The sequence below is a fragment of the Allobosea sp. genome, assembly GCF_035944895.1.
In the GTDB taxonomy this organism is placed as follows: Bacteria; Pseudomonadota; Alphaproteobacteria; order Rhizobiales; family Beijerinckiaceae; genus Allobosea.
The window spans coordinates 1-11,178 of sequence record NZ_DASZAT010000007.1 but is presented as its reverse complement, the minus strand read 5'-3'; the positions used below and the strand labels follow the sequence as shown (position 1 = coordinate 11,178).

Below are 11,178 nucleotides of genomic sequence, written 5' to 3'. Positions count from 1 at the left end.
GTTTGTTGCTATCTCCGGTTGCGGAGCTGGGGACTGCAGCCGTGCCGACCATTTCGAAACAGACCATCGCCGCCGCTGCCTTGACGGCGGCTGCCATTGCACTCGCCTCCCCGGCGAGCGCCGCTGGCTTTTGGGAAACGCTGTTCGGTGTCCCGCAGCGGCCGACCTATGCGCCTGCCCCCGACAATCCGCTGCGTATGACGGTGCGGCCGAAGCGCAAGAAGGCTGCGACCACGCTCGATGCCGGCAAGGAAGGGCCGAAGCCGAAGCTCGTCAAGCCGATGGAATATGCCAACGACCCCTTCTGGTACCTCAAGGACGAGACGCTGAAGAAGGGCGACATCGTCGTCCTGAAGGATCGCGTCGTGATCTTCGACGGCGGCGGCCGCGACTATGCCAATTTCGCCAGTTTCCAGACCAGCAGGCTGCTCTCGGCCAAGGCCAAGGGCCAGCTCAAATATCTGGTCTCGACCCCGCGGGACAACCACACCGTCTGGGAGCCGGTCCAGTCGATCTCGGACCGCAACACCAGCGCTTCGGCCGAGCTTTCCGAGCGCACGCGCTGAGCCTGCAGGCGAGGCCGGCGCCATCGCATTCCCGTCGCATTGATACCTTCGAACGGTCAGACCTCAGACAGAGGCTGACCGGATTTTGTTTCTAGCCTTGCTTCGCATCGGGCGTTTGCCCCTCCCTCCAGCGATGGAAAGGAGCCGATGATGCGAAATCTCGCCAGAGCCGCATGCCTGTCCTTCGCACTGGTCGCCGGTGCCGTGGCGGCACAAGCCCAGTTGCCTTCCCTCCCCACTCCTGACCCTCCCGGCCTGCAGGAGCCCTCCGCGATCCGCACTGCAACGGTGATCGAGCGTCGCTCGCTGCCGCCGCAATTGCGCGTGCAGGTCGACAGCGCCGTCGCCCAGACCAGCCCCGACGACCTGCGCCAGCTCAGGCAAGCGATCGACACCATTCCCGCCGCCACCAAGGCTTTGCAGGCCAGAGGCATGAACGCGGCCGCGGTGATCGCAGTCGCAGTCGATGAGGACGGCGACCTCACCCTGATCGCCGAAGAATCCATCTGAGGAACCAGACCATCCACGAGATGCCGGCCGCACAGCCGACGCGTTTCCATGGGCAGTCCGGCGCTCCTGCCCGTTCCTGCGCAGCGCCGTACCGAAGGACCGATCATGAAACTGACCGAAACCCATATCGACAGCGCCTTGCACCAGATCGAGGCCCAGGCGATCCCGGAGAACCATCCGGCCACGGTCCAGCTCGGTGAGCTGTTCGGCGATCACACCTTCTTTCTCGACGCCAGCGGGCTCGCCATCATCGAGCCGGTCAAGACGGATGGAGTGGTCGAGGCAATGGGCCGCGTGGTCAAGCTCGCCCGATGGGGCGACGAGACCCGCCGGAACCTCGCCCCGCACGAGCCGGAATATACCGACATCGTGGTGACGCTCGACAAGGCAGCATAACGTCGCCCGCGGCCGTCATGCCCGCCGAAAGGCGAGCATGATGGCGCGCGAATTCAGCCGAATGCCCCGATCTCGTGCTGGATTGCGCCCGATATCTCGCGCAGCAGCGCAAAGCACTCGCGCATCGGCTCGATCACGTCGCGATGGAGCGCTGCATAGGCGCCGCCCTCGCGCGGCCCCGGCGGCTCGCCGAAATCGAGACCGAGCGCGGGATCGGGGTTGAGCGGGAAGATCTCGCCGAGCAAGGCCAGCGCCCCGGCCATGTCGAGCCTGAGGATGCGTTCCAGCAGCAATTCCCGCGTCACGCCGGCATGCGGCCGGAAGTCGGGAATATGCGTCGCCGACAGCCAGATCCGGTGCAGCAGCGCAAGCCGCAGCGTGTGCAGCGCGACCAGCCGGACCGGCATCGCCGGCGGCTCGCCCGTCGCCTCCTTCAGCTTCAGCCGGTCCGAGGCGAAGCGCCAGAACAGCCGCCGCAGCGAAGGCGCCAGGTCGAGCTGCGCCAGCGCCTCAGCGACCGCCAGCAATTCGTCGCGCCGCCCCTCCTTCTCGGTGCGCCTCGCCCTGTCGAACCAGGAGCCGGCATCGAGCGTGTCCAGATAGGCGCGTAAGACGTCGAGATCGCTGTTCGCCATCGCGTGGGCCGCGAGCCGATAGGCCCGGCCGAAGCGCTCCGAACCATCGCGCATGCTTAAAAATAGCTCCGGCGCTCGCGCCGCCGCCTGGCCGATGCCGTGCACGCTGTTTGCCAGCCAGCCGAGCTGCTGCAGGATGGCGTTGTTCGGGATGGCGCGCAGCTCGCGCGGATGGCGGATCACCGTCGGTCCGCCGGCATCGCTCTGGCGCGCTGCCGGGCGCGAGCCGGTCTTGTCGAGCAGGGACGGACCAAAGGTGCCGATCAGCGCCGCATAGCCGGGATCGTCGACGAGATGGGTCATCTCCTCGCGCACGGTCTGGAAGAACTCGGTGGCGAAGTCCGGCTCGGCATAGATCGGATCGTCCGCTCCTGCCGTGGCGTCGGCAAAGACCGCCTCGGCGATGCGCGCCACCGTCGCGCCCGCAAGCCCCCTGGTGCCGAACAGCAGGTAGCCGTCGCTGCCCTGAAAGCTGGTTTCGCGCGTGACCTTGACGCCGGCCCTGGCGAAGGCGCGTCGCGGCCATTCCGGATCGAGATAGGCGAGCCGATCGGTCAGGCTGTCGGGATGGGCGCCGCGCCCAGCCGACTCGCCATGCGTGTCGAAGATCACCAGCTCGATCTCGGTCAGCCCGTAGCGCTGCAGCAATTCGAGGATGCGGCTCCTCAGCCGCTCGACCCAGAAGGTCGCCGCGACCTGGCCGATATAGCGGCCGGAATCGGAATAGCCGAACTGGACGCAGAGCCGGCCATGGCGCTTGAGATAGTCGCGCCAATGCGGGCTGCGCAGCGCCTCGTCGATGATGCGTGGCCCCTGCTCCAGCGCATCGGACGTCTCGAACAGCGGCGAGATTTCAACGAGGTCGGCGATACCGAAGCGCTTGGCGAGATACAGCGCCGAGAGCAGCGTATAGCCCGTCTCGGTCTCGGCGATCAGGAAGCGCACCGGCCGCGAGCCGTCGACATGCTTCACGATCTGCGCGACCATCATCATCATCCGCGCCGCCGAGGCGCGCTCGACCGCGAGCGCCCCGAAATCGACCGGCGTCGGCTTCGCCCTCGCGAGCGCCTGGTTCACCGCGGCGAGGAAAGCGCGCCGCTGTGCCGGCTGGGCCGGCTCCTCGTCGAGCGAGATCACGCCGCGCATCGCATTGTGGAGCTGCGAGGCGTTGAGCCGGAAATGCGGCAGCGCGATCGAGACTCCGTGGGCAATGACACCGGCCCGCGCCAGCACGAGCGCTTCCGCCGTCGGCTCGTCCTCGGCCAGCACGATCGCCTTGTCGAGCGCTGCCACCAGCTTGGAGGACTCAGGCAGCGCCGCCTCACGCTCGCCGACCAGCGCCAGCGAGAAGGCCTGCAACGGCTCGATTGCGGGCTGGCTGTTGAGCGCCGGACAGAGCGCGAGCTGCCGCTCGACCGCGGCGAGCGCGCCCTCGATCAGCGCCCTCACCTCGGCGGTCGCCGGCGCCTCCGGCAGCTTCTCCAGCAGACGGAAGAACTGGCCGCGCTTCGATTCCAGCCGGTAGCGCAGCGTGTCCCACCAGCCGATATCGGTGCGCCCGTCGGTGTCGCAGCCGACCCAGGAGGCGAGCTGCAGGGCGCGCGGCCTGAGCTCGCGCCAGCGCTGCGGCCAGCGCGCCCGCGCCTCGGCCAGGAAGGCGGCGTTCAACCGGTCGATCGCATCGCGGGCATTGCGCACCGAAAAGCGCGCCTGCTCGAACTCGTCCTGCAGGGTGATCGCTGTGTCGGGCCGAAAGGAGAGGTCGGCGGCCCTCAGCGCCGCAGCCTCGCCCTCGTTCGAGGCCAATTCCGCCAGCGCATGCGCTACCGCCCGGCTCATGCCGAAGGTCGGATGCGCGGTGAAGACCGCTGCGAAGCGCACCCGCGCCAGCGCCGCCGCGTAGGCGTCAAAGGGCTGCGCCGAAGTGCTCGCCTCGTCCGCGACGCGCCGAGCCAGCGCGGCATAGGCCTCGCTCTCATCGCGCTCCAGCCCGACATAGGCGGCGACGCGCGCCGCCCGGTCGGCGAGCGCGGCGCGGCCAAGCTGGCGGACAAGCGCTGCGGTGTCGGCGAGCGTCACCTCGCCGCGATCCATCTTGCGGGTCAGCCAGAGCGTGACGCGCAGGACCGGATTGCCGAACGGGTCCTCGCGCGCATCCGAGCGCGCCTGCACGATCGCTGCCGACAAGTCGCCCGCCAGCGCCGATGGCGACAATTCCTCCGCATCCGCCACGCCGCTCTCCGCTTTTCAATCGTTTGATGAGGCGGTCGCAGGTGAGCAGGAATCCCATTCTATCGCAACTGCGAAAAGAATTGCGGCAACGCAACAGCGAGCATCGCCATGCCCGGCACTCCCGAAGAAGCGGCCTTTTCTCCGCCACTGCTCACCATGCCAGTCGCGCGGCGGGCCAACTTCATTTGGCCACATTGCCTCGCTAGACACTGCGATCAGGCAAAGACCGACCAGCCGGTTCCCATGCATGGAACCGCCGGCGAGCCTGCAACCCATCGAAAACCGAGCGCTGCCCCTGGCAGCTTTGTCGTTGCACCAGGCGTGCTCGGCGATGTCATCACAAGACCGCACGGCTCCGGCCGGGCGCCATATGGATATCAATGCAAGCACCAACACGACTGAAGTCACCCGAGACCCGGCGTATCGGCCCTGCGTTCGCCAAGACCATGCCCGAGACCACGCCGCCTGGATCCGCAGCCGACTGGAAGCCGCAGCCCTGCGGCCTCTCCCGTGAGGAGCTGCGCCGAATCGTCAGGAAGATCCTGGGCTGAGGAGGCTGGACATGACCGAGCGCCAGACCAGGCCTGCCACCATCGACAACCGCGTACCCCACACCAACATCACTCAGGCAAGGCGGGGCTCATCCGCGCAGGCGAATTATGAGCGCTATCTCGCCTTGGCCAAGGCCAAGGCCCTCGCCGGCGACCGGATCGAGGCCGAGCGCTGCTACCAATATGCCGAGCACTATCTGCGCATGATCAGGGGCACGGCCGCCTGAAACGCTGAGGCTCGTGCCGCGGCGGACGACGCAGCGCGACACCCGCCACAATCTCTCCATCAGATCGCGCTTTGAAGAGATCATGCGAATGCGACGGATCACGACGACTGGCGCTGCCTTGGCGCTCCTCGCCATGGCGGGGCCTGCGGTTGCCGGCCCCATGGCTGAAATCGTCGACTTCGGCGTCGTCGCCGGGCGCCTCGTCGACAGCCCGCCGGATGCGGGTCAACGCGTTCTCGAGCCGGTCCGCACCATGCAGAAGCCGCGCTATATCGAGCGCAGCGACCGGATCGAGGCTCGGCTCTGCCGGAACTTCGGGATCACGGTGAGGCTGTTTCCGACGCCGCCATTCCGCATGCCGGGCCGTGTCGAGGTGCGGGTTCTGCACCCGAAACTGACACGCCCCGACGGCAAGGAGAGCGCCGAGACGCGCTTTCCCAGCTTCGTGGTGGATGGCCTCAGCCATGTCGGCTTCACCTTCGAACATGACTGGGAAATGGCGCCCGGCCCGTGGACGATGATCGTCTCGTTGCGCGGGGACGAGATCGCCCGCAAGGATTTCACCATCACGCTGCCGCCCCCCGGCGCCCCCAACTCCGATTGCGGCATAGGCTGAGCTCGCAAGACATCTCTTCGCCGAAGGCCGCCCGCTCCACTTTCCGGCGGGGACAGATCCCCAATCGATCCCCGCCTCCGAAACCTGGCTTATGTTCCTCCCCGTCCCGCCCGAACCGAGGGGGCTTCGCGAGGCATCATGAGGCCGGGCGGGAGAGCGGTGTTTCGTGGCGACAGGGCCTTGCAAGCCCGAACGAGTTCAGCTCCGCAGAGGTGCGACCCACTTCTGCAACCGGAGCCAGCTCGTTCCACCACGGAGGGGTTGTCGTCGATGGGAGAGGCCCTCCCAGTCCTGCCGGACGTAACCAGACGGCGAGAGCACCCTAAGAGAACCGCGCGCGGGGCTCGGGCAGCGGCCAGTGGCGCTGCCTCGACATCATCGACATCGACATTCGGCACGCAGCCGTCGACTGCGACGCCGCCCGACCCCGCGCCCTCCCTCGGATGGCATTCACATCATCCCTCACGGCGGAAGCCGGCGGGAGGGAGACGCATGTCCCACAAGACGTCGCCGTCATTCCGGTCGGAGCGAAACGGAATGCCGGATCGCGTTCCTCAAGCTGCTGCGCCGCATGGATCGGCTCGGCCAGTGCCAGGTCATCATGGCGACCCGAATGATCCCGGAAACTTGCCGATCCTGATGGCCTATCCCGGGGCCCGCCTGCTCGGCCTGACCAAATACGGGCTCGATCCGGTGACGATCGAGCAGACCCAGCATTTCCGCCTGATCCGCGAGTTCTGCCTGGACCCGGCGACGTTCGTGGAGACGATGATGGAGGAGTGAGGGGCAGCTACGAAGTCGACTAGCAAGACCCTACCCACGGAGTGCAAACCTGCTCTTGCGGAAGGATGCTGATCAGGCAACAGGTAGCGGCGACCACCTGGCCATGCATTCCAGCGGCACTTTGATGTGAGCTATCACGGCTAGAACCATTGAGGATATCGAGACTAGTCAGCCTGATGTTAGAGTCATGGCTTATGACAGCCGGGCTACGTTACTTATCCGGTCTTTTTGTGTCGCTGCCCTTCGTCTGGCTTACAAGGGAAGTTAATTGATCCGCCAGGCCACGCAGATCGTTAGTCTCAGATCGTAAGCTTTCAAGCGCCGCTGTCGTTTGTCCCTTTGTCAGGATTCCAGAATCTTTCGCGTCGATTAAATTTTCGACAAGCTTTATCATCATTTTACGATCAGAATTCTCTTTTAATATCGAATACGAAATGTATTTATCTTCACGAGCTCGCAATATTGACTCAAAATATCTATAATCTTCCATAGAAGAACGGTATTGCCTAAGAAAAAATCCAGCAAGAACCTGTATGAAAAGAAGCATTAGAAGGCGAGGCACGAATTGCAATCCTGTCGACCAAAAATATCGAGCTACATCCGCATCAGACGCCGGTACTTCCTGCGCTACTCCAGGGAGAGTATATATAAAAACTCCAAGTCCAAAAATTGCGATAAAAAACCCAGCAAATAAGAGTGCATTTGGTCTTTTTTGAGCAGAGACCATCTCCCCACGAGATCGTTCTATATACAACTCAATTAATTTTGAATTATCATCTATCGCTGCGCCTCTCTTAGAAAAATCTCCGTCGAAATCAGTAGGCGAATTTCCATACTTATTAGCAATTTCTATTTTTACTGGAAAGCTAAAGCTTCCAGATCCAATCTTCAAATCTCCGGCCAACAATCCTACAAAAGGAGTCGTAGAAGCCAATATCATTGAAAATAACGAAAAAATGAATAGAGCAGAAGAAAACAAGAACGGCGGATAAGATAAAAGGTACTCAATATCTGAAATCTTTGGATTACCGCGCATTTGCGACCAAACAATATATATTAAAATGATAACATAAAAATAAAGCTCCAAAGTTGAAGCTATTCTCTTCCGTCGCTGAAAAAATTCCTTCCTCTCCCGCCGCTCAAAGCGCTCGAGCTCAATATTCTCAGGTTCCGCACCTTCCGCCATCGTCGCATCCCCCAGATACGAATCGTTCTATCATGTAAACGCTTAAATGCAGAGAGGTCGGCGCCACTGAGGCAAGTAAGGAGAGAAACAAATACCTGCCACCGCAACTCCCTCCCCTAGCGCCGTATCTCGCCCACCAGCAGCCAAAGACACCCTTCGGCAGCAATGCTAGAGCGATCTCGTCAGCCACTGCTCGCGAGTCCCCGCCTTGCCCCACTCCCTCTCCCCCACCCGTCTCCAGGCCGCCATCGACTTCGCGCAGGCGCATGATTCTCCCTGGCCGCGCAGCATGTTCTATCCGGACGGCGCCTATGTCGGGAATCGCGAATGGGACGAGAAGGGTCCGTGGACCGAGATCGTCGGGCCGGTCGAGCCGCGCGGCGGGCCGGCCGGCGTCGTGCTGCAGGGCGGCGAGGTCGTCGCCGAATGGGGCGATGTCGAGCGCGCCGACATGACCTTCTCGATCGCCAAGAGCTATCTCTCGGTGCTGGCGGGCCTTGCCGTCGCAGACGGCCTGATCGCCGATATCGACGAGCCGGTCGGCAGAAGCGTCGACGGCCCGCATTTCTCCAGCCCGCATAATGCAGGGATCACCTGGCGCCATCTGCTCAACATGAACAGCGAATGGCAGGGCGAGATCTTCGGCAAGTCCGACCAGGTCGACCATTTCAGGCAGATCGGCATCGGCGCCGACAACAGCCGCAAGGGCCAGCGCCGCGAGCTGCGCGAGCCCGGCAGCCTCTACGAATACAACGACGTCCGGGTGAACGCGCTCGGCTATGCGCTGCTGCGCCGCTTCCGGAAGCCGCTGCCGCAGGTGCTGCGCGAGCGGATCATGAACCCGATCGGCGCCTCGCAAGGCTGGCGCTGGGAGGGCTACGAGACCTCGTGGCTCGAGATCGACGGGCAGCGCATGCAGTCGGTCCCCGGCGGCGGCCATTGGGGCGGCGGCCTCTTCATCAGCGCCCGCGACCACGCCCGCTTCGGCCAGCTGATCGCGCAGAACGGCGTCTGGGACGGCCGCGAGCTGATCCCGTCCTCCTGGCTGGCGCAGTCGGTGGTGCCCTCGCCGACCCTGCCGAATTACGGCTTCCTCTGGTGGCTGAACCGCGGCCCGGCGGCCAATCCCAAGCTGCCGGCGAGCGCCTTCAGCGCGCAGGGAGCGGGCAACAACCTGATCTGGATCGATCCCGAGCACGAGCTCGTCGCGGTGCTGCGCTGGATCGACAAGGCCGCGATCGACGGCTTCCTGGAGCGGCTGGTCGCGGCGGTGGAGTGAAGGGTCCCTTCTCCCCTCGGGGGAGAAGGTCCCGGCAGGGGGATGAGGGCCGCTCGACCGGGTGAGCCGTCCTTCCCTCATCCGTCAGCGCTTCGCGCTGCCACCTTTTCCCCCGAGGGGAGAAGGGATCGCGTCGCGGTCCATGCGCCCAGCGTAGAGCCTCCTGCCGCGCCAACCCTTGCCGCCTAGCGCCCTCAAGCCCATAAGCCGCCCTGCTCCCGCAAGGCCCCCGCCCCGTGCCCAATCCCGCTTCCTCCCGCCTCGCCATCGGCTTTTCCTGCGGCATCCTCGCCTCGGTCATCTGGGGCGTGCAGGCGGTGGTCTCGCGGCAATCGGTGACGGACGGGCTCTCGGCCGGCGACGTCACCATATTGCGCTTCCTCGCGGCGTCACTGGTGCTGCTGCCGTTCGCCCTCAAGCGCTTGAAGCCTTTCCCGGTCGGCCGACTTGGCTGGACGCGGGCGCTGATCCTCACCGCCCTGGTCGGGCCGAGTTACAGCCTGTTCCTGGTCGGCGGCGCCCATTTCGCCCCGGCGCTGCACTCCTCGGTGATCACGCCCGGGCTGATCCCGGTCGCGACCGCGCTCATCGCCGTCCTCGTCCTCGGCGACAGGATCAGCCCGCTCAGAGTGATCGGGCTCGCCGTCATCGTCGCCGGGGTCGTGGTCTTCTCCTTCGAGGCGATGGCGAACACGCCGACACGGGAGGGCGCCTGGATCGGCGACCTGCTCTTCGTCCTGATCGCCCTGCTCTGGTCGACATTCGGCCTGCTCGCCCGGCGCTGGGGTGCGGACGCGGTTGAGGTCACCATGGCGACCTGCCTGCTCTCGGTGCCGCTGCTGCCGCTGCTGGCGCTGGTCCAGCCGATTCATCTGCTGCAGGTGTCGCTGCAGGCGGTCGCGCTGCAGGCGTTCTATCAGGGCGTGATGGTCGGCGCGGGCGCGCTCTTCCTCTACACCCAGGCCGTCGCCACCCTCGGCGCCGGCCGGGCAGCGCTGTTCCTGCCGCTGGTGCCGGTGGTCACCGCATTGGCCGGCGCGATCCTGCTCGGCGAGCAGGCCTCGACACTGGAGATCGCCGGCATGGCGCTCGCAGTCGTCGGCATGGTGGTGGCGCTGAAGGCGCCGAGCAGCGCCTGAACCAATTGCAGCCCTCATCCTGAGGAGCCGCGTAGCGGCGTCTCGAAGGATGCTCCAGATGGTTCCTGAGCCTCCTGAAGCATCCTTCGAGACGCGCTCTACGAGCGCTCCTCAGGATGAGGGCTGAGAAAGTCGTCAGCCTTTGTGGTCCTTGGCGATCGGCTCGACATAGGACAGGCCCATGTCCCAGGGGAAATAGATCCAGGTGTCCTGGCTGACCTCGGTGACGAAGGTGTCGACCACAGGCACGCCGGCCGGCTTGGCGTAGACCGTGGCGAAATGGGCGTTCGGCAGCATCTCGCGCACGACGCGGGCGGTCTTGCCGGTGTCGGTCAGGTCGTCGACGACGAGCACGCCCTTGCCCTTGCCGTCGCCGATGGCGCGGATCGAGGGGGCGATCTCCTTCATCACCTTGAGCTCGGTCTGGTTCTTGTAGTCGTGATAGCTCGCGACGCAGACCGTCTCGATCATGCGCAGGCCGAGTTCGCGGCAGATGATCGCCGCCGGAACCAGCCCGCCGCGGGTGATGCAGACCATCGCCTCGAACGGGCCGGCATCGGCAAGGCGCCAGGCGAGCGCGCGGGCATCGCGGTGGAATTGGTCCCAGGAAACGGGGAAGGCCTTGTTGGCGGAAGCGTCGGCCATGGCGGGTCCTGCGGCAGGCGGGGAAAGAGCCTTTCGGAAAAGCGCATCCGGAGGACGCTGGCAAGAGCCGCGCGGCGATAATCCCCGCCGCGCAGCGCTTTAACCGCCTAGAACTCGGCCCAGCCGTCGTCGCCCCGGCCGCCGGCCACCCTGGCGCGCGGCAGCGGCATGGGCCTGGCTGGCGCGGCTGCGGTCTTCATCACTGGCAGGACCGCGCGCAAATCCGCCGCCAGCCGCGCAGGCTGGTCGCTGCCGCCAAGCCGGAAGGCGCCGACCAGCGCCGCCAGCGCCTGCGTCTCGCCCTGCAGACCGCGCGACAGCTTCGAGCTGGCGTCGGCCATCAGCGAGTTGCGCTGGGTGATCTCGTCCATATGGGCGACGGTCTTGGCCATTTCCTCGACGCCATTAGCCTG

At 65.0% G+C, this 11,178-nt stretch carries 11 protein-coding genes and 1 pseudogene; 8 read left to right on the top strand and 4 right to left on the bottom strand.

All coding sequences use genetic code 11. From position 1 onward, the window contains the following. Window positions 1–41: 41 nt before the first annotated feature. The 3 genes from VGV58_RS11405 to VGV58_RS11395 all read left to right on the top strand — a co-directional run bounded on the left by VGV58_RS11405 (window position 42) and on the right by VGV58_RS11395 (window position 1,472). Window positions 42–566 (top strand): hypothetical protein, encoded by a 525-nt coding sequence (locus VGV58_RS11405; protein WP_326874138.1) that lies wholly within the window; start codon window positions 42–44, stop codon window positions 564–566. A gap of 150 nt (window positions 567–716) precedes the next feature. Continuing rightward, window positions 717–1,076 (top strand): hypothetical protein, encoded by a 360-nt coding sequence (locus VGV58_RS11400; protein WP_326874137.1) that lies wholly within the window; start codon window positions 717–719, stop codon window positions 1,074–1,076. A 105-nt stretch (window positions 1,077–1,181) separates the two neighbouring features. Further along, the gene (locus VGV58_RS11395) at window positions 1,182–1,472 is read left to right on the top strand and encodes a hypothetical protein (RefSeq protein ID WP_326874136.1); all 291 of its coding nucleotides are present in this window, start codon (window positions 1,182–1,184) and stop codon (window positions 1,470–1,472) included. Between the two features lie 53 nt (window positions 1,473–1,525). Here the strand turns inward: VGV58_RS11395 and VGV58_RS11390 are convergent, their stop codons facing one another. Continuing rightward, window positions 1,526–4,201, bottom strand: a complete 2,676-nt coding sequence (locus tag VGV58_RS11390) for a phosphoenolpyruvate carboxylase (RefSeq protein ID WP_326874177.1) — start codon at window positions 4,199–4,201, stop codon at window positions 1,526–1,528. Window positions 4,202–4,901: 700 nt separating this feature from the next. On the opposite strand from VGV58_RS11390, the gene VGV58_RS11385 reads away from it, so the two are divergent. From VGV58_RS11385 to VGV58_RS11375, 3 genes are all read left to right on the top strand, one after another. Then, complete coding sequence (locus tag VGV58_RS11385; RefSeq protein ID WP_326874135.1) at window positions 4,902–5,117, top strand: DUF4167 domain-containing protein; 216 nt, start codon at window positions 4,902–4,904, stop codon at window positions 5,115–5,117. An 88-nt stretch (window positions 5,118–5,205) separates the two neighbouring features. Continuing rightward, window positions 5,206–5,733: a DUF3859 domain-containing protein gene (locus VGV58_RS11380; protein WP_326874134.1), complete on the top strand. Its 528-nt coding sequence runs from the start codon at window positions 5,206–5,208 to the stop codon at window positions 5,731–5,733. A 627-nt stretch (window positions 5,734–6,360) separates the two neighbouring features. Beyond that, a complete protein-coding gene (locus VGV58_RS11375; RefSeq protein ID WP_326874133.1) occupies window positions 6,361–6,516 on the top strand; it encodes a hypothetical protein in 156 nt (51 codons plus the stop codon). A gap of 211 nt (window positions 6,517–6,727) precedes the next feature. Here the strand turns inward: VGV58_RS11375 and VGV58_RS11370 are convergent, their stop codons facing one another. Further along, window positions 6,728–7,702 carry a hypothetical protein gene (locus tag VGV58_RS11370; protein WP_326874132.1) on the bottom strand — a complete coding sequence of 325 codons (975 nt, stop codon included), beginning with the start codon at window positions 7,700–7,702 and terminating at the stop codon, window positions 6,728–6,730. A gap of 208 nt (window positions 7,703–7,910) precedes the next feature. Here VGV58_RS11370 and VGV58_RS11365 point away from each other — a divergent pair, with 208 nt between their 5' ends. Next, a complete protein-coding gene (locus VGV58_RS11365) occupies window positions 7,911–8,981 on the top strand; it encodes a serine hydrolase domain-containing protein (RefSeq protein ID WP_326874131.1) in 1,071 nt (356 codons plus the stop codon). Between the two features lie 236 nt (window positions 8,982–9,217). Beyond that, the gene (locus VGV58_RS11360; protein WP_326874130.1) at window positions 9,218–10,120 is read left to right on the top strand and encodes a DMT family transporter; all 903 of its coding nucleotides are present in this window, start codon (window positions 9,218–9,220) and stop codon (window positions 10,118–10,120) included. A gap of 135 nt (window positions 10,121–10,255) precedes the next feature. On the opposite strand, the gene gpt is transcribed toward VGV58_RS11360, so the two are convergent. Further along, window positions 10,256–10,765: a xanthine phosphoribosyltransferase gene (gene gpt, locus VGV58_RS11355; RefSeq protein ID WP_326874129.1), complete on the bottom strand. Its 510-nt coding sequence runs from the start codon at window positions 10,763–10,765 to the stop codon at window positions 10,256–10,258. Between the two features lie 107 nt (window positions 10,766–10,872). Further along, window positions 10,873–11,178, bottom strand: a pseudogene (locus tag VGV58_RS11350) (hypothetical protein); the annotation flags it as partial.